This is a genomic window from Nocardioides sp. P4_G4, from assembly GCF_056401085.1.
The window spans coordinates 35,270-57,097 of record NZ_JBFUKA010000013.1 but is presented as its reverse complement, the minus strand read 5'-3'; the positions used below and the strand labels follow the sequence as shown (position 1 = coordinate 57,097).

Sequence of the window (21,828 nt, the reverse complement as noted above, 5' to 3'; positions counted from 1 at the left end):
TCTCTGCACGAGCTCCGCACCCAGGGCCGCCACCATCGCGCCGTTGTCGGTGCACAGCCCCGGTCGCGGCACCCGGACCCGGATCCCCGCCGCCGTGGCTCGCTCCACGGCCATCGCGCGCAGCCGACTGTTGGCCGCCACCCCGCCGCCGATGAGGATGTCCTCGATCCCCTGACTGGTGGCCGCGTCGATCGCCTTGCGGGTCAACACGTCGCACACGGCCTCCTGGAAGGACGCCGCGACGTCGTTGACGTCGATGGTGGCGCCGGCCCGCTGCTGGGTCTCCACCCATCGCGCGACGGCGGTCTTGAGCCCGCTGAAGGAGAAGTCGAAGCGGTGGCGCTCCAGGTCGCGGCGGTGGGTCAGCCCGCGCGGGAAGTCGATGGCGACGCTGTTGCCGCTCGCGGCGGCACGGTCGATGTGGGGGCCGCCCGGGAAGGGCAGGCCCAGGAGGCGGGCGACCTTGTCGAAGGCCTCGCCGGCCGCGTCGTCGATGGTGGCGCCGAGCGGCTCGACGGCGGTCGTCACGTCCTCCACACGCAGCAGGCTGGAGTGGCCCCCCGAGACGAGCATCGCCAGGCACGGCTCCGGCAGCGGGCCGTGCTCGAGCTGGTCCACGGCGACGTGGGCGGCGAGATGGTTGACGCCGTACAGCGGCTTGCCGAGGCCCAGGGCCAGGGCCTTGGCGCTCGCGACCCCGACCAGCAGCGCGCCGGCCAGTCCCGGTCCGCTGGTGACCGCGATGGCGTCGACGTCGCGCAGCGCGATGCCGGCGGTCTCGCAGGCGCGCTCGATGGTCGGGACCATGGCCTCGAGGTGAGCCCGGCTCGCCACCTCGGGCACCACGCCGCCGAAGCGGGCGTGCTCGTCGACGCTGCTCGCGATCGCGTCGGCGAGCAGGGTGTGGCCGCGGACGATGCCGACGCCGGTCTCGTCGCAGGAGGTCTCGATGCCGAGCACGAGGGGTGCGTCRCTCATGGCGCCATTGTCCCCGACGCGGGTCGGACCGGTGCGAGGGTGCGCTGCAGGACCAGCGCGTCCGCCCCGTCGCGGTAGTAGCGCGGCCGCGCGTCGATGCGGGTGAAGCCGTGCACGAGGTAGAACGCGACGGCCGCCTCGTTGCGCTCGCTCACCTCCAGCAGCATCCGGTCGGCCGCTCCGGTGTGGTCGAGGAGGTCCTCGAGGAGGGCGGTGGCCAGCCCGGCGCGTCGGTGGCGCGGGTGCACGGCGATCCGCTGCAGGTCGACGATGTCGCCGAGCGTCATCGACACGGCGTACCCGGAGAGCTCGTGGTCCGGGTCCTCGGCCACGACGAAGCGCCGCCCGGGCCCGTCCAGCTCGGCGACCACGGCCCGCTCGTCCCAGGCGTCCGCACCGAACAGGTCCCGCTCGAGGGCGCCGACCGCCGCGACGTCCGAGCCGGTGGCGAGCCGGATCACAGGACGGGCTTGCGGGTCGCGCTGACGACCGCGTCGGGACGCCGCAGGTAGAGCGGCTCGGGGTCGAGCAGCTCGGCACGCTCCTCGGCGACCACGCGCGCCAGCCAGCCGGCGCTGGGTCGCGCGGGTCCGACCGCCTGCGGGAAGGACTCGGGGTAGAGCACCGCGCCCTCCCCCACCACGGGCACGCCGGTGGCGGCGTCGGCCGGCTTGAGGACCTCTGGCCCCAAGACGCGGGCGCCGTCGGCGTCGTACGACGCGAGGTAGACCTCCTTGCGCCGGGCGTCGGTGGCGACCACGAAGTCCTCGCTGACGGCGCCCACCTCGACCGCCTCGATGGCCAGGACGTCGAGGGTGCAGACGCCGTACACCGGGAGCTCGAGGGCCAGCGCGAGCGTGCGCGCGGTCACCAGGCCGACCCGGAGACCGGTGAACGGCCCGGGTCCGACCCCGACGGCGATCGCGGTGAGGTCCTGGCGGACCAGTCCCCGGTCGTGGAGCACGGCCTCGATCAGCGGGGCGAGCTGCTCACCGTGCTTCATCGGCGTCGTGGAGAGGCGTTCGGCGACCACGTCGTCGCCGTCGTGCAAGGCGACGGTGACGAGCGGGGTGGCGGTGTCGAAGGCGAGGAGCACGGTGCGAGGCTACTCAGGTGGTCGGGAGGACCCGGCGCAGCTCGACGCGACGAGGGTCGAGGTCATCGGTCCCGACCTCGTCGGCCAGGGCGCGGGTGATGGTCACGTCGAGGCGCTGCTCGGCCAGGCCCTCGGCCAGCCCGGCGCCCCACTCCACCACGGTCACCGCGGTGTCGAGCGAGGTGTCGAGGTCGAGGTCGTCGAGCTCCGCGATGCCCCCGAGCCGGTAGGCGTCGACGTGCACCAGGTCGGGACCGTCGACCAGCGAGGGGTGCACCCGCGCGATGACGAAGGTCGGCGAGGTGACACCACCCCGGACGCCCAGCCCCTCCCCCAGGCCCTGGGTGAAGGTGGTCTTGCCGGCACCGAGCTCGCCGGTGAGCACCACGAGGTCGCCGGCCCGCAGGGCGGAGCCCACCCGGGTGCCGAGGTCACGCATCGAGTCGGCGTCCGGGGCGTCGTACGTCGTGGGGAGCGCACGGCGCAGCTCGACGTAGGGAGAGTGCCGGTCGGTCTCGCGGAAGCCGTGCCGCTCCCAGAAGCCGATCGTGGCGGGCAGCTCCTCGCGCGCCAGCACGCCGAGGCACGCGTGCCCGATCGCGCCGGTCACCGCAGCCTCGACCAGGGCCGCGGCGACGCCGTGGCCCTGCGCGTCGGGCACCACGCCGAAGCGGCGCAGGTAGCAGGCCTCGGGTCGGGGCGCGAAGAGCAGCGCACCGACCGGGCGGTCGTCCAGGGTGGCCAGGAGACCGCCGTACGCCGCCAGCTCGGCCTCGATGCTCTCCGGCGTCTCGGCCATCGCGTCGGCGGGCGGGTCGAGGGTCGGTCGGGCCCCGAAGGCCGCGCGCACCACGGACAGGACCTCGACGGACGCTTCGGGACCGACGCGGCGTACGACGACGCTCACGAGGCCTCCATCCGGGCGAGCGCGAGCGAGATCAGGTCGTCGAGCTCGGCGTTGACCTCCTCGTGGCGCTCGAGGATCACCATGTGGCCCGCTCYCTCGCACTCCAGCAGGCTCGAGCCGGGGATGCGCGAGTGCAGCTTGCGGCTGTGCCCGACGCTGGTGATCTTGTCGTCGGTGCCGCAGATGATCGCGGTCGGCACCTTGCCCAGGATCTCGACGTGGTCGAAGTGGTTGAGGGTCGCGAAGGCCGGGTAGAAGTCGGCGACCACCGCGAAGGGCGTCGCGTTGAGCATCTCGTAGAGGAACTCCACGTAGTGGCCGGGGACGTCGCCGCCGAACGCGTAGCGGTCGGTGACCACGTCGGCGATGGCGTGGCCCCACTTGCGGGCCAGGTCGACGACCCGGTGCCCGCGGTCGAGGGTGCGGACTGCACGCCCCATGACCCGACCCCCCATGCCCATCGGCAGCATCGGGAACAGGATCCGGCCGGGGTCGAGCCCGCCGGCGGTGGTGGAGATGAGGGCGACGCCCACGATCCGGTCCCCGAAGAGCTCGGGGTGCTGCTGGGCGAGGCTGATGATGCTCATCCCGCCCATCGAGTGGCCGACGAGCACGACCGGGCCGGGCGCGGTCTGCTCGATGACGCGCAGCAGGTCCTTGCCGAGCTGGTCGATGGTGGCGTTCTCCTCCGACGAGCGCGCCGACTTGCCGTGGGAGCGCTGGTCGTAGAAGACGGTGCGGACCTGGCCGCGGTAGCCGGCGCGCTGGAAGTGCCAGCAGTCGAGGTTCATCGAGTACCCGTGCACGAAGACCACCGTCACGTCGCCGGTGGCGAGCGGGCTGTGCCGGTCGGGGTCGGGCTCGTCGACCTCGGTGTAGAGGTCGACGGCGTCGTCGGCGATCACGTGCAGGGGCGTCGAGTGCAGCGAGCCGAACGGCGTGCGGTCCCCGACGCCACGGTGGGCTATCACCCGGCTGCGGTGGGCCACGACGCCCACGGCGGCACCGGCCGCGGCCAGGCCGGCCGCTCCGGCGGCGGCTCCGATCACCCGGCGCCCGAGGGCACCCTTCGCGCCGCTCATGCGTCTTCTCCGTCCACGTGGCGGCGGGCCAGGCGGCCACCGATCCGCGTCACGATCTCGTAGTTGATGGTGTCGAGGGCCTCGGCCCACTCCAGCGCCGTGGGCTCACCCCGGTAGCCGGGGCCGAAGAGGACGACGTCGTCGCCCGGTCGGAGCTCGTCGTCGCCCAGGTCGACGACGACCTGGTCCATGCAGACCCGTCCCCGGACCGGCCGGCGTGCTCCACCGGCCCAGACCTCGACCCGGTTGCCGGCGGCACGCGGGACGCCCTCGCCGTAGCCGACGGGGACGACGCCGACGGTCGTGTCCCGCTCGGCGACCCAGGTGTGGCCGTACGAGACGCCGTCGCCGGCCGCGATCCGCTTGACGAGCGCGAGGTCGGCGCGGACGGTCATCGCCGGGCGCAGGCCCAGGTCGGGTGTCACGCCGGGCGCGGGGTCCAGTCCGTACGACGCGATGCCGCAGCGCACCAGGTCGTAGCGGGACCCGGGCCGCAGGACCGCGGCGGCGGAGTTGGCGAGGTGGCGCACCTCGGGATGCAGGCCGGCGTCCTCGGCGAGGGCGAGCGCGTCGCGGAACGCCTCCTCCTGGGCGGCGTTGGCCGGGTGGTCGGGCTCGTCGCTGGCGGCGAAGTGCGACCAGATGCCGGTGATCCGCGCGCGTCCCTCCCCCTCGAGGGCCGCGGCGTGCGCGAACAGCGCCGGCCAGTCGCCCCGCGCCGCACCCCCGCGCGAGAGCCCGGTGTCGACCTTGAGCTGCACGCGGGTGACGCCGGCGCCGACCATCTCGTCCATCTCGGCCACGGAGTAGGCCGTGACGTCGAGCCCGGCGTCGGCCGCGGCGGCGTAGTCCTCGCCCGGCACGGTCAGCCAGCACAGGACACGGCCGGTGTCGCCGGCCGCCCGGAGCGTGAGCGCCTCGTCGATGGTCGCGACGCCCAGCCACTCGGCGCCCGCCTCGCGGGCCGCGCGGGCCGCCGGGGCCATCCCGTGGCCGTAGCCGTCGGCCTTGACCACGGTCATCATGGCGACGTCCGGACCCACGAGCTCACGCAGGGTGCGCACGTTGTGACGGATCGCGGCGAGGTCGACGACGATCTCGGCGCGGGACGGCATGGACCGATTCTTCCATCCGCCGGGCAGCACCGGTCACCGGAGGGACCGCACCACCGCCGGCAGCGCGGCCGCGACGTCCCCCGCCACCAGGGGTCCGCCGCCCGAGGCCAGCGTCGCCGCGGCCCCGTGGAGCCAGGATCCGACCGACGCGGCGTCCCACGGAGCGAGACCGGCGGCCAGCAGCGCGCCGATCAGGCCCGACAGCACGTCGCCCGCGCCCGCCGTGGCCAGCCAGGGCAGGCCGGTCGTCGTGACCCGCGTCCGGCCGTCCGGCGCCACCACCAGCGTGTGCCGTCCCTTGAGCAGCAGCACCGCGTCGTACCGCTCGGCCGCGAGCCGGGCGTGGGCCAGCGGGCGGGCCTCGACGGCCTCCCGCCGGGTCTCGAGCATCCGGGCCAGCTCGCCCGCGTGCGGGGTGAGCACCGCCGCCTGGCCGGGCCGCACGTGCGCGAGCCCGTCGGCGTCCACCAGCACGGGGACGCCGTCCTCGAGGGCGGCGGCCAGCTGGGCCCCGGCCTCGTCCCCGCCCCCGGGACCCACGACCCAGGCCTGGACCCGCCCGTCGCCGACCACCTCCGGGTGCGCGGCTCGTACCTGGTCGGCGGCGCTGCCGACGTAGCGGACCATCCCGACGAGCCCGCTGCCCGCGCCGGCCACGCAGAGCAGCGCGGCCCCGGGGTAGGTCTCGGAGCCGGCGCGGACGCCGACGACACCGCGGGAGTACTTGTGGTCGTCGGGTCCGGGCCGGGGCACCAGCGCGGCGACGTCCGCGGCCTGGAGGGACTCGACGGCCGCGGGCGGCAGCTCGAGACCGAGGTCGACGAGATGGACCGCGCCGCACACCCCGGCGGCGGGACCGACCAGGTGGGCCACCTTGTGGGTGCCGAAGGTGACCGTGAGGTCCGCGACGACGTGCGCCCCGCCGAGCTCGCCGGTGTCGACGTCGACCCCCGAGGGCACGTCGACCGCCACCACCGGCGCCCCGGCCAGGGCGTCCAGCGCGGCCACCGCCTCGTCCCGCAGCCCGGGACGACCGCCGATGCCGACGATGCCGTCGACGACGACGTCCGGCCGGTGGCTGTCGGTGACGTCCTCGACGATCGTGCCGCCGGCCGCCCGGAAGGCGGCCAGCCCCTCCTCGTGGTGGCTGCTGCCGAGCAGCACCGCGGCGACGCGCGAGCCGCGGCGGAGCAGCACGCACCCGGCGTACAGCGCGTCCCCGCCGTTGTCGCCGGAGCCGACGAGCAGCAGGACGCGGCGGCCGTAGCCGCCGCCGAGCAGGTCGAGGACGGCGTGGGCCAGGCCGGTGGCGGCCCGCTGCATGAGCGCGCCGTCGGGCAGCGTCCGCATCAGGTCGGCCTCGGCGTCACGCACCTCGAGGACGGTGTGGGCACGGCGCATGCCGCCACGCTAGCGGCTGCCCCGGGCGGGTGGGCGCGCCGCAGCGGGTCAGCTGGTGGGGATGCGGAGCTCCTGGCCGGGGAAGATCAGGTCCGGCTCGTCGATGTCGTTGAGCCGGGCGAGCTCGGCGCGCGCGACGCCGTGCCGGGCACCGATGTCGCCGAGGGTGTCGCCGGTGCGGATCGTGTACGTCGTGAAGACCGGCGCGGGCGCCGGCTCCTCGACCTTCGGGGTCTCGGACGGGTGCGGGGGCGGCGAGGCGGGCTCCGTGACGTTCCGGGGCGGTGCGGCGACGGCGCCCTTGAGCACGTTCTTGACGGAGTCCAGGAAGCCCATGGCGTCACCGTAGCCCAGCGGCGATGGAGGCCCTCAGCCCTCCAGGACCACCACGGCCGAGGCGATCCCGGCATCGTGCGACAGCGAGACGTGCACGTGCCGGACCCCGAGGGCCTCGGCCTGCGCGAGCACCGTCCCGCGGATCTCGAAGCGCGGCCGCCCCGTCTCCTCCGAGACGATCTCCGCGTCGTGCCAGGCCATGCCCACGGGAGCGCCGAGCGCCTTGGCGATGGCCTCCTTGGCCGCGAAGCGGGCGGCCAGGGACGCGTGCGGGCGCGACGCCTCGGACGGGGTGAACAGCCGGTCCCGCAGCGCCGGGGTGCGGCGCAGCGAATCCTCGAAGCGGTCCAGGTCGACCACGTCGATGCCGACGCCGACGATCATCGGGCACCTCGAGGGGTGCTCATTCGACGGTGACGGACTTGGCGAGGTTGCGCGGCTGGTCGACGTCGTGGCCCATCACCGTGGCCAGCTCGCAGGCGAAGAGCTGCAGCGGCACCACCGACACGACCGGCTGGAGCAGCGTCGGGACCTTGGGCAGCCGGATCAGCTCGTCGGCGTACGGCGTGATCGATTCGTCGCCCTCCTCCACCAGCACGATCGTGTGGGCCCCCCGGGCCCGGATCTCCTGGATGGCGCTGACCATCTTCTGGTGCAGCTCGTCGCGCCCCCGGGGAGGCACGATGCAGAAGACCGGCAGCCCCTCCTCGATCAGCGCGATCGGACCGTGCTTGAGCTCGCCGGCCGCGAAGCCCTCGGCGTGGATGTAGGCGAGCTCCTTGAGCTTGAGCGCACCCTCGAGGGCGATCGGGAAGCCGGCGTGGCGCCCCAGGAAGAGCACCGACCGGGTCTCGGCGTGGCGGGCGGCGAGGGCGTAGATGTCCTCGGACCGGTCCAGCACCGTCTGGACGTGCGCGGGCATCTTGGCCAGCTCGTCGAGGATCTGGGAGATCTCGTCCCCGAACTTCATGCCGCGGACCTGGGCGAGGTAGAGGCCGAGGAGGTAGCAGGCGATGAGCTGGGTGAGGAAGCCCTTGGTGGACGCGACCCCGATCTCCGGGCCGGCGTGGGTGTAGATCACCGCGTCGGACTCGCGCGGGATCGTCGAGCCGTTGGTGTTGCAGATGGCCAGCACGCGTGAGCCCTGCTCCCGGGCGTGCCGGATGGCCATCAGGGTGTCGGCGGTCTCCCCCGACTGGCTCATGGCGACCACGAGGGTGTCGCGGGTCAGGATCGGGTCGCGGTAGCGGAACTCGTGGGCCAGCTCGACCTCGCACGGGATCCGGGTCCAGTGCTCGATGGCATACTTGGCGACGAGGCCGGCGTAGTTGGCGGTGCCGCAGCCGACGATGATGATCTTGTCGACGGTGCGCAGCTCGTCCTCGGACAGCCGCACCTCGTCGAGCTGCAGCCGGCCACTGCCGTCGTGGCGACCCAGCATGGCGTCGGCCACCGCGCGGGGCTGCTCGAAGATCTCCTTGCGCATGAACCAGTCGTAGCCGTCCTTCTCGGCGGCCGAGAGGTCCCAGTCGACGTGGTAGCGCTGGCCCTGCGCCGGCGAGCCGTCGAAGCCGGTGACCTCGACGCCCTCGCGAGTGATGGTGACGACCTGGTCCTGGCCGAGCTCCATGGCCTCGCGGGTGTGCTCGATGAAGGCCGCGACGTCGGAGCCGATGAAGTTCTCGCCCTCGCCGACGCCGACCACGAGCGGCGAGTTGCGCCGGGCGGCCACGACGCGGGACGGGTCCTCGGCGTCGACCGCGACGAGCGTGAACGCACCCTCGAGCCGCTGGCAGACGTGCTGCATCGCGGTCGTCAGGTCGACGCCCGTCTGCACCTCGAGCTCGAGCAGGTGCGCGGCGATCTCGGTGTCGGTGTCCGAGAGCATCTCGTGGCCGGCACGCTCGAGCTCGGAGCGCAGCGACGCGTAGTTCTCGATGATGCCGTTGTGCACGACCGCGACGCGGGCCACCTGGCCCAGGTGCGGGTGCGCGTTCTTGTCGTTGGGCGCTCCGTGGGTGGCCCAGCGGGTGTGGCCGATGCCGGTCGTCGAGGCGGGGAGCGGGCTCTCGCCGATGGCCTTCTCGAGGTTGGCCAGCTTGCCGGCCCGCTTGTCCGAGGCGATCCGGCCGTCGCCGGCGGCGGTGTCCACGAGAGCGATGCCCGCGGAGTCGTACCCCCGGTACTCGAGGCGCCGCAGCCCCTCGATCACGACGTCCTGCGCCTGCTTGTCACCGACGTAGCCCACGATTCCGCACATGGGCCGGAGTCTACGCAAGCGTGCCGGTCCCGCCGCGGCCCGCCGCCGGTGCAAGAATCCTGCGCATGTCCGCTGCCGGTGCCGCTGAGCGGGAGGGCCTCCACGGTGCGAGCGAGGCCTCTCCCTACGTCGAGCTCGACCGGGCCGCCTGGGCCGCGCTGGCCCGGGAGACCGAGAACCCCCTCACGCCCGACGAGGTGACGCGTCTCCGCGGCCTCGGCGACGCCCTCGACCTCCACGAGGTGGAGCAGGTCTACCTCCCCCTGTCCCGCCTGCTGTCGCTGTACGTCGCCTCGGCCGGCCGCCTGCACCGCGAGCAGGAGGAGTTCCTGCACCGCCAGCAGCCGCCGCGCACCCCGTTCGTGATCGGCCTCGCCGGCTCCGTGGCGGTCGGCAAGTCGACCACCGCGCGGGTGCTGCAGCAGATGCTCGCGCACTGGCCCGAGCACCCCAACGTCGCGCTGGTCACCACCGACGGCTTCCTGCACCCCAACGCCGAGCTCGAGCGGCGGGGCATCCTGCACCGCAAGGGCTTCCCGGAGTCCTACGACCGCAAGGCCCTGATGCGCTTCGTCGTGGACATCAAGTCCGGCAAGGACGAGGTCGAGGCGCCGATCTACTCCCACCTCGTCTACGACGTGGTCCCCGGCGAGAAGGTCGTGGTCAAGCGTCCGGACATCGTGATCATCGAGGGCCTCAACGTCCTGCAGCCCGCGCGGGTCCGCGACGACGGCAGGGCCGGCCTCGCGGTGAGCGACTTCTTCGACTTCTCGGTGTACGTCGACGCGGCCGTYGGCGACATCAAGCGCTGGTACGTCGAGCGGTTCCTGCGTCTGCGCGGGACGGCGTTCCAGGACCCGCTCTCCTACTTCCGCAAGTACGCGATGCTCTCCGAGTCCGAGGCTCGCAGCGAGGCCGGTCGCATCTGGGACGCCATCAACGGCCCCAACCTGGTCGAGAACGTCGCTCCGACGCGCGCCCGCGCCACCCTCGTGCTGCGCAAGGACCCCGACCACTCGGTGCGCTACGTCCGCCTGCGCAAGCTCTGAGCGCCTCCCGTCCGTACCTTCTGCAGCTCCAGGAGCGTCTCGATGCCGCGGTAGCCGAGCGCCTCGTTGACCGCGTTCATGTGCGTGTTGACCTCGGCGTTGGAGGTGTCGACCGAGGCGCACTCCGAGAAGCCGGCGAGGACGAGGTCGTGGGTGGCCACCTTGAGGGCGAGACCGAGGCGGTGGCCGCGGTGCGCCGGGTCGACGAGGGTGATCCCCACCTGGCCGTGAGTGGGGTCGGCGTCGTTGACACGTACGTCGCTCGAGCCGGCCACCGACCCGTCCGGGGCGATCGCCAACGCGGTCAGGACGTGGCGACCGATGTCCAGYCAGCGTCGCTCGGCGCCGCGGAGCCGCTCGGGGGGCCACTCGGAGTCCGCGAGGTCGAGCTCGCCCAGCGGGATCTCGGCGATCAGCATGCCGAGCAGCCGACCGAACGACTCCAGGTGCGCGTGGGGGCAGACCGTGTCGAAGGTGACGATGCGGTACGCCGCCGCCCGGTCGCCGAGCTCGGCGACCAGGTCGTCGCGCCGGGCGGCGAAGTCGGCCAGCACCAGCTCCTTGAAGCCCTCACGGCTGGCGACGACGTACCCCCTCGCGTGCCCGAACGCCTCGGCCGGGCCGCTCTCCCCCGGCGGCACGTAGGCCTCGCACTGCAGCGTGGTCCGTCCCAACGCGGCGGCCCTGGACTCCACGTCGGCGAGCAGGTGCGTGCCGATGCCCGAGCGTCGCCGAGACGGCAGCACGTAGACGTCGAACGCGGCCGTGTGGAGGTTCTCCTTCAGCGGGGCCAGCAGGAGCGCCGACCCCACCATCGTCTCGCCGTCGAAGGCTCCGAGCAGCGTGGTGGCGCGCTCCGGGTTGTCCGCGGGAAGGGCGGTCCGGCTGACCTCCCACCGCGGCCACGGGCGGCCCGGGCGCTCGGCGGTGGCGGCGGCGCCGACCTCCCACCACGCCCGCAGCGCGCTCTCGTCGTGCGGGTCGACGCTCCGGATCTCGATGGTCACGGCCGCGACCCTAGGCGAGTCGGGGCGCCGGAGCAGCCGGGTACTGCGGGCCCGTGGGTCAGAGGGCCAGCTGGCGCTTGACCACGTCGGCGAGCCGGTGCGCCACGGAGTGCGCGAGCTCGGAGGTCGGGGCCTCGACCATGACGCGCACGAGCGCCTCGGTGCCCKAGGGGCGCAGCAGGATCCGGCCGGTGTCCCCGAGCGCGGCCTCCTCCTCCGCGACCGCCGCGGCGAGCACGGCGTCGTCGTCGGTGCGGGCCTTGTCGACGTCGGGGACGTTGACCAGCACCTGGGGCAGGCGGATCATCACGCCGGCCAGCTGCTGGAGCGACTGCCCGGTCGACGCCATCCGCTCGAGCACCTTGAGCGCGGTCAGGATGCCGTCGCCGGTGGTGGCGTGGTCGGAGAGGATCACGTGCCCGGACTGCTCGCCGCCGAGGGAGTAGCCCGAGACCTTCATCGCCTCGAGGACGTAGCGATCGCCGACCTTGGTCTGGCGCACGCCGATGCCGGCACCGCGCAGGGCCTGCACGAAGCCGAGGTTGCTCATCACCGTCGCCACGACGGTGTCCTTGGCGAGCCGGCCCTCGTCGCGCATGGCCAGGGCCAGGACGGCGAGGATCTGGTCGCCGTCGACGATGTTGCCCTCGTGGTCGACCGCCAGGCAGCGGTCCGAGTCGCCGTCGAGGCCGAACCCCGCAGCGGCGCCGTGCTCCAGGACGGCGGCCTGCAGCGAGCCGAGGTGGGTCGAGCCGCAGTTGTCGTTGATGTTGAGGCCGTCGGGGGACGCGTGGATCGCGATCACCTCGGCGCCGGCCTCGCGCAGGGCCAGCGGGCCGGCCTCGAAGGCCGCGCCCTCGGCGCAGTCGAGGACGACCTTGATGCCCTCGAGGGGCCGCGTCGTCGCGCCGACCAGGTGGGCGGCGTAGTCGGCGACCGCGGCGTCGTACGTCGTGACGCGACCGACGTCGCCACCGGTGGGGCGCCGCCACTCCTCACGCATCCGTCGCTCGATGGCGACCTCGATGGCGTCGTCGAGCTTGTGCCCACCCCGGGCCAGGAACTTGATCCCGTTGTCGGGCATCGGGTTGTGCGAGGCCGAGAGCATGACACCGAGGTCGACGCCGAGCTTGTCGGTCAGGTGCGCCACGCCCGGGGTCGGCAGGACGCCGAGCAGCAGGACGTCGACGCCGGCGGAGGCCAGCCCGGCGACGACGGCCGCCTCGAGGAACTGCCCGGAGATGCGCGTGTCCCGACCCACCACGGCGCGGGGACGGTGCCCCGCGAACTCTCCGCGGTCGGCCAGGACATGGGCCGCGGCAACGGACAGGTCCAGGGCCAGCTCCGCCGTCAATGAGGCGTTCGCCAGGCCCCGGACGCCGTCCGTGCCGAAGAGTCGAGTCATGAGGCTCGACCGTAGACGATCAGCGCTTGCTGAACTGCGAGGCCTTGCGGGCCTTCTTGAGACCGGCCTTCTTGCGCTCGACGGCGCGGGCGTCACGCGTGAGCAGCCCGGCCTTCTTGAGGGTGGCGCGGTTGGCCTCCTCGTCCACGGCGTTGAGCGACCGGGCGATGCCGAGGCGCAGGGCGCCGGCCTGACCGGCGATGCCGCCACCGTGGATGCGGGCGATCACGTCGAAGCGACCCTCGAGCTGCAGGCTGGTGAACGGCTCGTTCACGATCTGCTGGTGCAGCTTGTTGGGGAAGTAGCTGTCGAGCGTGCGGCCGTTGACCGTGATCTCGCCGGTGCCCGGAACGATCCGGACGCGGGCGACGGCCTCCTTGCGGCGACCGGTGGCGCCGGCGGGCGCAATGGTCGCAGGGCGGGCCGGGGTGTCAGCGGAAGGCGAGCTCTCGGAGCTGTAGGCAACGCCCTCGGCGTTGGGCTCGTAGGTCTCCTCGACCTCGGTGCTCTCAATGTTGTCAGTCATGGAGTCAGTCCTCGATCGGGATTACTGGGAGACCTGGGAGATCTCGAACGGGATGGCCTGCTGGGCCGCGTGGGGGTGGTTCGGGCCGGCGTAGACCTTGAGCTTCTTCAGCACCTGGCGGCCGAGCTTGTTCTTGGGGAGCATGCCCCAGACAGCCTTCTCGATGGCCTTGCGGGCGTCCTTCTCGAGCAGCTCGCCGAAGGGCGTGGCGGACAGGCCGCCCGGGTAGCCCGAGTGGCGGTAGGCCAGCTTGGTGACCTTCTTGTTGCCGGAGAGGGCGACCTTGTCCGCGTTGACGATGATGACGAAGTCACCCATGTCCATGTGCGGGGCGAAGGTCGGCTTGTGCTTGCCGCGGAGGAGGTTGGCGGTCTGGACGGCGAGGCGTCCCAGGACCACGTCGGTGGCGTCGATGACGAGCCACTCTCGCTGGATGTCAGCGGGCTTGGGGCTGTACGTGCGCACGGCTGTATCCCGTTCTCGTTCGTAGGTACGGGAGGGAGATGTCCCACCCGGTGTGCTGCAGCGGCTTCTGACGAACACTGCCCGGCTCATGATCGTCCGGGTCTGCACCCTCGGTCCGTGCGGACCGGAGCGCGGCAGGAGTCGCGACCAGCAAGACTACGGCGCAGCGCGGAGGGGGGTCAAAACGGCGCGGGCCGGCTGTCCACCGACGGCGGGGGCGGGTTGGCACCCCGCGCGGTGTCGCGGCTAGGTTGGTCGGGAATCCCACGAACCCATCAAGGAGCCGACGTGAGCAACGATGCTTCCGGCAACGACACCCTGACCGTACGCGACAACCGCACCGGCCAGGACTACGAGATCCCGATCACCGACGGGACCATCGCCGCCAAGGACCTCGGGCAGATCAAGGTCGGCGACGACCAGCCCGGTCTGGCCACCTACGACCCCGGCTTCGTCAACACGGCGTCGTGTCGCAGCGCCGTCACCTACATCGACGGCGACAAGGGCATCCTGGAGTACCGCGGCTACCCGATCGAGCAGCTGGCCGAGAAGTCCAGCTTCCTCGAGGTGGCCTACCTCCTGATCCACGGCGCGCTCCCCACCAAGGCGGAGATGGACGCCTGGGTGCACGAGATCACCTACCACACGTTCGTCCACGAGAACGTGAAGTCCTTCATGGAGGGCTTCCGGTACGACGCCCACCCGATGGGCATGCTGATGGCCTCCACCGGTGCGCTGTCGACGTTCTACCCGGACGCGCGCAACATCACCGACGCCGACAACCGACACATGCAGATCGTGCGCATGATCGCCAAGATGCCCACCCTCGGCGCCTGGTCGTTCCGCCACGCGCAGGGCAAGCCGTTCGTCTACCCGGACAACGACCTCGGCTACACCGCCAACTTCCTCTCGATGCTCTTCAAGATGAGCGAGAAGAAGTTCGAGGCCGACGAGCGGCTGGTCAAGGCCCTCGACGTGCTGTTCATCCTGCACGCCGACCACGAGCAGAACGCCTCCACCAACGCCGTGCGCTCGGTGGRCTCGACCCAGGTCGACCCCTACTCCGCGGTGGCGGCCGGCGTGGGCGCCCTCTTCGGGCCGCTGCACGGTGGCGCCAACGAGGCCGTGCTCCGGATGCTGCGGCGCATCGGCTCCAAGGAGAACATCCCGGCGTTCATGGCCGGGGTCAAGGACGGCAACGAGAAGCTGATGGGCTTCGGCCACCGGGTCTACAAGAACTACGACCCCCGCGCCAAGATCATCAAGCAGTCGGCCGAGGACGTCTTCGAGGTGACCGGCACCAACCCGCTGCTGGACATCGCCAAGGAGCTGGAGAAGATCGCGCTCGAGGACGAGTACTTCGTCAAGCGCAAGCTCTACCCCAACGTCGACTTCTACTCCGGCCTCATCTACGAGGCGTTCCAGTTCCCGCCGGAGATGTTCACGGTCCTGTTCGCGATCGGTCGCACCCCGGGTTGGCTCGCGCAGTGGCTCGAGCTGGTCCAGGACAAGGACCAGAAGATCGCGCGCCCCAAGCAGATCTACACCGGCGACCGCCAGCTGACCTTCACCCCCGCCTCCGAGCGCTGGGCCTGATCGTCCGCTGACGCACAGCCACGTACGACGCCCCCGACAGGTCTCCTGTCGGGGGCGTCGTGCGTCTGGCGCAGGACTCAGAGCGGCAGGTCGGCCGCGGCGGCCAGCCGTTGCAGCTCGGCGACGTGCCCGGCGAACGCGGCCCTCCCGGCCTTGGTGAGGCTGGCCCAGGTCCGGACCCGGCCCGAGCCGCTCGGCTTGTCCAGGGCCACGTAGCCGGCGTCCACGAGCACCTTGAGGTGCTTGCTGAGCACGCTGTCCGCCACCCCGAGCGAGTCGCGCACCGTGGCGAACTCGGCCTTGTCGACCGCCGCCAGGATCGCGCACACCTGGAGGCGGTTGGGCGCGTGGACGACCTCGTCGAAGCGGGGCGTCGTCACGTCGCGTCCGCGTCGGGCCGGCGGCGCAGGTCCGCCCGGAACGCGTCGTCGTACACCGGGCCGAGGACGACGACGGAGACGAGGCAGACGACGGCGAGCGCGAGCACGACCCCGGTGGCGAGGTCGTCGACGAAGGTGACGGCCAGGACGGGAGCGGCCAGCCCCACGGCGAACGCCGCCATGGCCACGGCGCTGCGCAGGCCCGCGGGCCTCGAGATGCGCAGTCCCGTGTGGCCGGCGTAGGTCCGGACCAGCCATCCCGATCCCAGGGCCACGAGGAGGGCCGACAGGACGGCGGGCAGACCCCCGACCAGGCCGTACACGAGCACCATCTGGGCCACCAGCAGCCCCAGGACCGGGTAGTACCAGCGCGGGGTCGTCAGCCGGCGGGCGAGGTCCTGGCGCGAGGCACCGATCGAGTCGAGGGAGCGGCGGGCGTCGCCTGCCGAGATACTTTCCATGATGGAAAGGCTACAAGTGACTTTCCATCATGGCAAGTGTCGTGGGCTCAGCGCTCGAAGACCGCCGTCGTGCGCGCCGGCACGCTCACCGCGTCGGCGGCGGCCGTGGACCCCTTGACGACCTCGTCGACACCGGAGGCCTGCACGTCGTGCAGGCTCCAGCCCGCCCCGGTGCCGGACACCGTGGTGGCCGACGGCGTCGCGTTGAAGACCACCAGGACCCCGTCGCGGTCGACGTCCGCGTCGGCGCCGAAGGTGTCGTCGACGAGCATCGCGATGACCCCGGGGCCGGAGTCGAGGAACGACACCTTGTCCTGGATCGCGGCCGCGCTGCCGAGCCGGAAGAGCGGCGAGGACGTGCGGATCCGCAGCAGGTCGAGGGCGGCGGCGTGCGCGGCGTCCATCGCCTCCGGTCCGGGCTCCAGCGCCGGGTCGGCCAGCAGCGGGCGCATGAAGTCCCACTTCGCGGAGTTGTCCGCCTCCAGCGGCAGACCCGACCCGAAGGTGTTCTCCCGGCGTGACCAGTCGACTCGGTTGAACCAGTCGCCGGAGTCGTAGGAGTTGCGGTCCAAGCTCTTGGAGCGGAGCAGGTCGGTGCCGGCGTGCCAGATCACCACGCCCTGCGACAGCGCCACGGTGGACAGGGAGACCGTGTTCATCCGGACCCGGTCGGCCATCGAGGTGCCCCGCGGCAGCTTGAGGGCCAGCGAGTCGAAGAGCGTCTCGTTGTCGTGGGCATCGACGTAGGTGACGGTCTCGCTCGGGTCGGCGGCGTACCCCGCCGGCTGGCCGTTGTAGTCGACGTCCTCGCCCGTCACCGTCTCACCGGTGGAGGTGCGGAACGAGAAGTCCCGCAGGTTGYCCGCCAGGCCCAGCTTGACCAGGTCCTCCAGGTGCAGCAGCCGGGTGCGCTGCTCGTCCGCGGTGCCGTTGGCCGCCGCCCCGTTGGGGTCGGTGAAGAGGCCGGACCCGAAGCCCTGGACCCGCGGGTCCTCGTCGAAGGGACCCCCGCCGCGCACGGCGTCGCGGAGCCGGTCGCTGAAGGAGCCGATCCCGGTGCCGGCCAGGTTGCGCTGGGTGGCCTGCACGAAGCGGGCGTCGTCGGCGACCTCGCCGAAGTTCCACCCCTCGCCGTACAGGTAGACCGACCGGCCGTCGATGCCGTCGCGGCGCACGGTGAGGCGGTCCAGCGCCGCGCGGAGGTGCTGCATATTCGCGAGGCTGTGGTGTCCCATCAGGTCGAAGCGGAAGCCGTTGACCTTGTACTCGCGCGCCCAGGTGAGCACGGAGTCGATCATCAGCTTCTCCATCATCCGGTGCTCGGTGGCGGTGTTGGAGCAGCACGTCGAGGTCTCCACCGCGCCCTTGGCGTCGAGACGCTGGTAGTAGCCGGGGACGACCCGGTCGAGGACCGAGGTGGCCGCCTGGCCGCTCGCCGCCGTGTGGTTGTAGACGACGTCCATGACGACCTGGAGGCCGGCGCCGTTGAGGCCCTGAACCATCCGGCGGAACTCGACCGTACGGCGCGTGCCCTCGGGATCGGTCGCGTAGGAGCCCTCCGGGGTCGTGTAGTGCAGCGGGTCGTAGCCCCAGTTGAAGCCGTCCTTGCCGCGGACGGCGTCGATGCACGCCTGCTGCTCGGTGGAGTCCGGGGCCATCGCCTCGAGGTCGCACGCCGGCACCGCCTGGGCCGAGCGGCGCTCCTCGATGGTGGCGATGTCGAAGGCCGGCAGCAGGTGCACGGTGTTGAGCCCCGCGTCGGCCAGCTCGCGCAGGTGGCGCATCCCGGCGGTGTCGTCGTGGGTGAAGGCGAGGTAGGTGCCCCGCTCCCCCGCCGGCACGGTCTCGTCGCCGATGGAGAAGTCGCGCACGTGCAGCTCGTAGACGTTGCGGTCCTCGGGCTGCGCGATGCGCGGGGCGCTGGTGCGCGACCAGCCGGAGGGCGCCAGCGCCGGGTCGGACAGGTCGACGACCAGGGACTGCGCCGAGTTGGTCGTCAGGGCCACCGAGTACGGGTCGGTCACCCGGTTGGTGACGACCTGCTGGGCCTCGGGCGCCCAGACCTTCACCTCGTAGGTGTAGGCGGTGCCCTTCCACGTGGCGGGACCGGTGACCGTCCAGGTGCCGTCGGACTGCCGCCTCATCGGCACCCGACGGCCGTCGACGAGCGCGGCGACGTCCTGCGCCGTCGGCGCCCACAGGGCCAGCGTCGGACGCCGGCCCTGCCAGGTGACCCCCAGCTCGCGGTCGGCTGCGGCGGCGTACACGTCGTCGAGGACGCCGGGGACCTGGACGCCGGTGGCGTCGTGCAGCGTGCCGCTCGTGTCGTACGACGCGACGGCCAGCTGGCCGGTCAGGATCTCGCGGACCTGCCGGACGGCGGTGCGGTCCAGCCGGAAGGCCTCGTAGCCCTCGAGCTGCGGGAAGTCGGCGAGCACGTCGGCCGGCAACCCGGCCGGGTCGAGCCGGAGCGGCACGCTGGAGCCCCCGGTGACGGCCTCGGCGTCGACCGCGAGGTCACCGGCGGCGGACCAGTGCAGGCGGTAGCGACGCGTGTCGGCATCGGGGACGTCCCAGGCGACGAGGTCGTCGCGCACCCACTGGGCCTTGGCCACGGTGAGGTCGGGGGTGGCGCCGGTGGCGCGGGAGCTGATGGTAAGCCGGTGGCTGGCCGCGTCGTACGAGAAGACCACGTCCACTCCTTCCGCTGGGACGTCGAAGGCGATGTTGGCGCCGTCGCGGGCGCCGTCCGCACCGTAGTTCTCCGCCCACGACAGGCCGTGGGCCACCTTGGTCTCGTAGCTGCCCGCCGGGAGCCCGGACGTGGTGAAGGTGTAGGTGCCGTCGCCGTCGGGGTCCTGCAGCCAGCCCCTCATGCAGCCGGGCGACCAGTCGTCGGTGCAGCCGAGCTCGGACTGCAGGCTGCCGGCCAGGGTGATGATCGGGTCCTGGGCGTCGCTGGTGATCCAGTGCGTGGCGTGGTCGTAGTAGAACGTCACGTCCCGCGCCGCGTCGAGCGCCAGCGGGATGTCGGCTCCGCCGGACGCGCCGCCGGCCCCGTAGTTCTCGTCCCACGAGCCGTCGATGGCGGCCTTGTAGGCGTAGCTGCCGGCCGGCAGCGAGACCGTCCTGCGCCAGACCTGGTCGTCGGCATCCAGCGACATCTGCGCCTGCTCGCACGCGGGCATCCAGTCGCCGGGGCACCCCATCTCGGAGTTGAGGCTGCCGGGCACCGACACCGCGGCCGGCTGGGTGACCGGGCCGGTGCCGCCGCCGGGGACCGGCGCGGTGGCCGGGTCGCCGACCGTGGCGTACGTCGAGGTCACCGAGAGGTTGTCCGAGCTGTCGCGCAGCACGGCGCGGTACTCGACCAGGGTGCCCTTCGGCAGCCCGGAGACGTCGTGGAAGACGCGGTACGGCGCGTTGTCGTCGGTGCCGAGCGGGGTCCAGTCCTGCGCACCGACCGGGCGCCAGGCCACGGTCACCTCGTTGAACCCGCCGTCGGGCACCGCCACCGTGACCGGGGTCCGGCCGCCGACGACCCCGCCCGCGGACGGCGCCTCGACGTGCGCCGCCGGGGCGTCCTTGCGCCGGGGCAGGGTGCCGTTGGCGTGCCAGACGACCGCGGACAGCGGCGGGACGGTCACGGTGAGGCGACCCTCCGCGTCGGTGCGCAGCGACGACCGGCCGGCCGGCCAGAGCTGCGTGAAGGTGCCGCGGCGCATCTCGGTGCCGAAGGTGACCGTCTTGGCCGTGGTCGCGTTGTTGAGGGCGACCACGTGCTCGCGGTCCTCCTCGGCGTCGATGCGGCTGAAGGCGAAGACGCCGGGGCCGTCGGAGGCGTAGCGGTGCAGCTGGGCGCCGTCGGCGAGCGCGGGGTGGGTCTCCCGCAGGCGGGCCAGGTCGCGGATCGCGGTGTAGAGCGGGTGGGTGGTGTCGAAGTTGGCCCCGGCGGTCGTCGCGTCGGTGCCGATCAGGTCGTCGTCGTTGTAGGTCGCGACCTTGCTGGGGAACATGTCCTGACGCGCGTCCTGGTCACCGCCGTCGCCGGTGAAGCCCTGCTCGTCGCCGTAGTAGACGACCGGCTGGCCGCGGGTGAGGTACATCAGGGCGTGCGCGAGCCGGTCGCGCTCGAGGACGTGGTCGCTGCCGGCCAGGAAGCTGCCGATGCGGCCCATGTCGTGGTTGCCGAGGAAGGTCGGCAACGAGTACGCGTTGGAGTCGGTGTCGGTGTAGTGGTCGTCGCCGGCGTAGAAGTCGCGCAGCTTCGTCGTCGCCCCGCCCTTGGCGAAGCCGGTGCCCGCGCCCTGGAAGCCGAAGTCGAGGGTGGCGTCGAGGCGGCCCTCGGTGGTGAAGCTCGACAGGTAGGCCGGGTTGGAGTCGTAGACCTCGCCGAACGCGAAGAAGTCGTCGTTGCCGACGCGCTTCGCCTCGGCCCGCATCGCCGGGGCGAACTGCTGCCAGAACTCCATGTTGACGTGCTTCACGGTGTCGATGCGGAAGCCGTCGATCCCGAAGTCGACCCACGACTTGTAGACGTCGACCATCCCGTCGACCACGTCCGACTGCTCGGTGAAGAGGTCGTCGAGACCCGCGAAGTCGCCGTACGTCGAGGACTCGCCGGCGAAGGTCGAGTCGCCGCGGTTGTGGTAGTTGGTCGGGTCGTTGAGCCACGCCGGGACCTTGACCGTCCGGTCCGCCTCGGACCCGAGGACCGGCGTGTAGGGGAACGACGTGGCGGCGTCGAGCACCGGGAACGTGTCGCCACCGGCGTACGCGCGGTCGTCGAACTCCTGGCCCGCGGCGTCACGGTAGGGGGCCGACTCCTTGCCCACGTAGGTGTGGGGGCCCTCCTCGGCGTAGTCGATGACGTCGGCGGTGTGGTTGGTGATGATGTCGAAGAAGACCTTGATGCCGCGCTCGTGCGCCTCGTCGATGAAGGCCTCGAGCTCGGCGTTGGTGCCGAAGTGCGGGTCGATCCGGGTGAAGTCGGTGACCCAGTAGCCGTGGTAACCAGCGCTGGCCTGGTCCCCGGCGCCCTGGACGGGACGGTTCTTGAAGCTCGGGGTCAGCCAGATGGCGGTGGTGCCCATCCCCTCGATGTAGTCGAGCCGGTCCGAGAGCCCGGCGATGTCGCCGCCGTGGAAGAAGCCCTTGGCACTCGGGTCGAGGCCCGTCTCCAGCGGCCCGCCGGTGAGCCCGCCGGCGTCGTTGGAGGGGTCGCCGTTGGCGAACCGGTCGGCCATCACGAAGTAGAAACGCTCGCGGGTCAGGGGCGTGCGCAGCGAGGTCCCGGCCATCGCCTCGTCGGCGGCGGTCACCCGCGCGGTCGGCTGCTCGGTGGGCGCCACGGCGACCCGGTGCGTCTCGTCGTCGTAGGAGAAGGTCAGGCTCGCATCGTGCTGGAGGACGAGCGGGATGTCGGCGGCCCCGCCGTCGGCGCCGTACGCCTCGTCCCAGCCGCCGTCGAGGGCGACCTTGAACGCGTACGTGCCGGACGGGACCTCCACGTCCAGGGCGTACGACGTGGTGCCGGGGACGGGCTCCAGGCGCGTGGCACCGCAGGCCGGGGCCCAGTCCTCGGCGCAGCCGAGCTCGGACTGGAGGTCGCCGACGAGCGTGACCAGCTCCGGGGCCGGGGCGGGGTCGGCGAGGGCGGGGGGCGGCACGACCGCGAGGGCGGAGCCGGACAGGAGCAGGCCGAGGCCGGCCGCAAGGGGGGTGCGCACTGGGACTCCCGAGAAGGTAGTGCGGTGGATGTGGC

The 21,828-nt window shown here is 72.4% G+C and carries 19 protein-coding genes; 2 read left to right on the top strand and 17 right to left on the bottom strand.

Annotated elements, in window-relative coordinates:
* The 10 genes from tsaD to glmS form a co-directional block, all read right to left on the bottom strand.
* The coding region (gene tsaD, locus AC1DQF_RS04970; RefSeq protein WP_477524096.1) for a tRNA (adenosine(37)-N6)-threonylcarbamoyltransferase complex transferase subunit TsaD at window positions 1-978 on the bottom strand (978 nt) is incomplete at its 3' end.
* Complete coding sequence (locus AC1DQF_RS04965) at window positions 975-1,439, bottom strand: GNAT family N-acetyltransferase (protein WP_477524095.1); 465 nt, start codon at window positions 1,437-1,439, stop codon at window positions 975-977. The genes AC1DQF_RS04965 and tsaD, both read right to left, overlap by 4 nt.
* The gene (gene tsaB / locus AC1DQF_RS04960) at window positions 1,436-2,074 is read right to left on the bottom strand and encodes a tRNA (adenosine(37)-N6)-threonylcarbamoyltransferase complex dimerization subunit type 1 TsaB (protein WP_477524094.1); all 639 of its coding nucleotides are present in this window, start codon (window positions 2,072-2,074) and stop codon (window positions 1,436-1,438) included. Before tsaB ends, AC1DQF_RS04965 begins: the two co-directional genes overlap by 4 nt.
* Window positions 2,075-2,087: 13 nt before the next feature.
* Window positions 2,088-2,981, bottom strand: coding sequence for a tRNA (adenosine(37)-N6)-threonylcarbamoyltransferase complex ATPase subunit type 1 TsaE (gene tsaE / locus AC1DQF_RS04955; protein ID WP_477524093.1), 894 nt, complete (start codon window positions 2,979-2,981; stop codon window positions 2,088-2,090).
* Window positions 2,978-4,063 (bottom strand): alpha/beta fold hydrolase, encoded by a 1,086-nt coding sequence (locus AC1DQF_RS04950; RefSeq protein WP_477524092.1) that lies wholly within the window; start codon window positions 4,061-4,063, stop codon window positions 2,978-2,980. The genes tsaE and AC1DQF_RS04950 overlap by 4 nt, the downstream gene beginning before the upstream one ends.
* Window positions 4,060-5,178 (bottom strand): alanine racemase, encoded by a 1,119-nt coding sequence (gene alr / locus AC1DQF_RS04945; RefSeq protein ID WP_477524091.1) that lies wholly within the window; start codon window positions 5,176-5,178, stop codon window positions 4,060-4,062. Before alr ends, AC1DQF_RS04950 begins: the two co-directional genes overlap by 4 nt.
* A 33-nt stretch (window positions 5,179-5,211) precedes the next feature.
* Entirely contained in the window at window positions 5,212-6,579 is a 1,368-nt protein-coding gene (locus tag AC1DQF_RS04940; RefSeq protein ID WP_477524090.1) for an NAD(P)H-hydrate epimerase, read from the bottom strand.
* A 48-nt stretch (window positions 6,580-6,627) separates the two neighbouring features.
* A complete protein-coding gene (locus AC1DQF_RS04935; RefSeq protein WP_477524089.1) occupies window positions 6,628-6,915 on the bottom strand; it encodes a LysM peptidoglycan-binding domain-containing protein in 288 nt (95 codons plus the stop codon).
* A 33-nt stretch (window positions 6,916-6,948) separates the two neighbouring features.
* Window positions 6,949-7,299 (bottom strand): holo-ACP synthase, encoded by a 351-nt coding sequence (locus tag AC1DQF_RS04930; protein ID WP_477524088.1) that lies wholly within the window; start codon window positions 7,297-7,299, stop codon window positions 6,949-6,951.
* A 19-nt stretch (window positions 7,300-7,318) separates the two neighbouring features.
* Complete coding sequence (gene glmS, locus AC1DQF_RS04925) at window positions 7,319-9,175, bottom strand: glutamine--fructose-6-phosphate transaminase (isomerizing) (RefSeq protein ID WP_477524087.1); 1,857 nt, start codon at window positions 9,173-9,175, stop codon at window positions 7,319-7,321.
* A gap of 65 nt (window positions 9,176-9,240) precedes the next feature.
* Between glmS and coaA the strand changes: the two genes are divergently transcribed.
* Window positions 9,241-10,224, top strand: a complete 984-nt coding sequence (gene coaA, locus AC1DQF_RS04920; protein WP_477524086.1) for a type I pantothenate kinase — start codon at window positions 9,241-9,243, stop codon at window positions 10,222-10,224.
* Here coaA and AC1DQF_RS04915 read toward each other — a convergent pair.
* The 4 genes from AC1DQF_RS04915 to rplM are packed head-to-tail and all read right to left on the bottom strand — an operon-like array spanning window position 10,200 to window position 13,627.
* The gene (locus AC1DQF_RS04915; RefSeq protein WP_477524085.1) at window positions 10,200-11,231 is read right to left on the bottom strand and encodes a GNAT family N-acetyltransferase; all 1,032 of its coding nucleotides are present in this window, start codon (window positions 11,229-11,231) and stop codon (window positions 10,200-10,202) included. The genes coaA and AC1DQF_RS04915 overlap by 25 nt on opposite strands.
* Window positions 11,232-11,289: 58 nt before the next feature.
* Window positions 11,290-12,636: a phosphoglucosamine mutase gene (glmM, locus tag AC1DQF_RS04910; RefSeq protein ID WP_477524084.1), complete on the bottom strand. Its 1,347-nt coding sequence runs from the start codon at window positions 12,634-12,636 to the stop codon at window positions 11,290-11,292.
* Window positions 12,637-12,655: 19 nt separating this feature from the next.
* The gene (gene rpsI, locus AC1DQF_RS04905) at window positions 12,656-13,162 is read right to left on the bottom strand and encodes a 30S ribosomal protein S9 (protein WP_477524083.1); all 507 of its coding nucleotides are present in this window, start codon (window positions 13,160-13,162) and stop codon (window positions 12,656-12,658) included.
* A 21-nt stretch (window positions 13,163-13,183) separates the two neighbouring features.
* The gene (gene rplM, locus AC1DQF_RS04900; protein ID WP_056927076.1) at window positions 13,184-13,627 is read right to left on the bottom strand and encodes a 50S ribosomal protein L13; all 444 of its coding nucleotides are present in this window, start codon (window positions 13,625-13,627) and stop codon (window positions 13,184-13,186) included.
* 288 nt (window positions 13,628-13,915) lie between these two features.
* Between rplM and AC1DQF_RS04895 the strand changes: the two genes are divergently transcribed.
* Window positions 13,916-15,223, top strand: a complete 1,308-nt coding sequence (locus AC1DQF_RS04895; RefSeq protein ID WP_477524082.1) for a citrate synthase — start codon at window positions 13,916-13,918, stop codon at window positions 15,221-15,223.
* Between the two features lie 77 nt (window positions 15,224-15,300).
* Here the strand turns inward: AC1DQF_RS04895 and AC1DQF_RS04890 are convergent, their stop codons facing one another.
* Genes AC1DQF_RS04890 through pulA form a run of 3 tightly spaced genes read right to left on the bottom strand, consistent with a single transcriptional unit; the run spans window position 15,301 to window position 21,793 of the window.
* Window positions 15,301-15,603 (bottom strand): transcriptional regulator, encoded by a 303-nt coding sequence (locus AC1DQF_RS04890; protein WP_477524081.1) that lies wholly within the window; start codon window positions 15,601-15,603, stop codon window positions 15,301-15,303.
* On the bottom strand, window positions 15,600-16,064 hold the full coding sequence (locus AC1DQF_RS04885) for a hypothetical protein (RefSeq protein WP_477524080.1): 465 nt from the start codon (window positions 16,062-16,064) through the stop codon (window positions 15,600-15,602). Before AC1DQF_RS04885 ends, AC1DQF_RS04890 begins: the two co-directional genes overlap by 4 nt.
* 47 nt (window positions 16,065-16,111) lie before the next feature.
* A complete protein-coding gene (gene pulA, locus AC1DQF_RS04880) occupies window positions 16,112-21,793 on the bottom strand; it encodes a pullulanase-type alpha-1,6-glucosidase (RefSeq protein WP_477524079.1) in 5,682 nt (1,893 codons plus the stop codon).
* Window positions 21,794-21,828 lie beyond the last annotated feature (35 nt).

What these genes read in the sequence shown, in the direction of transcription:
- alr (WP_477524091.1), bottom strand. Translation starts at nt 5,178, where the DNA reads ATGCCGTCCCGCGCCGAGATCGTCGTCGACCTCGCCGCGATCCGTCAC.
- AC1DQF_RS04940 (WP_477524090.1), bottom strand. Translation starts at nt 6,579, where the DNA reads ATGCGCCGTGCCCACACCGTCCTCGAGGTGCGTGACGCCGAGGCCGAC.
- AC1DQF_RS04935 (WP_477524089.1), bottom strand. Translation starts at nt 6,915, where the DNA reads ATGGGCTTCCTGGACTCCGTCAAGAACGTGCTCAAGGGCGCCGTCGCC.
- AC1DQF_RS04930 (WP_477524088.1), bottom strand. Translation starts at nt 7,299, where the DNA reads ATGATCGTCGGCGTCGGCATCGACGTGGTCGACCTGGACCGCTTCGAG.
- glmS (WP_477524087.1), bottom strand. Translation starts at nt 9,175, where the DNA reads ATGTGCGGAATCGTGGGCTACGTCGGTGACAAGCAGGCGCAGGACGTC.
- rpsI (WP_477524083.1), bottom strand. Translation starts at nt 13,162, where the DNA reads ATGACTGACAACATTGAGAGCACCGAGGTCGAGGAGACCTACGAGCCC.
- AC1DQF_RS04885 (WP_477524080.1), bottom strand. Translation starts at nt 16,064, where the DNA reads ATGGAAAGTATCTCGGCAGGCGACGCCCGCCGCTCCCTCGACTCGATC.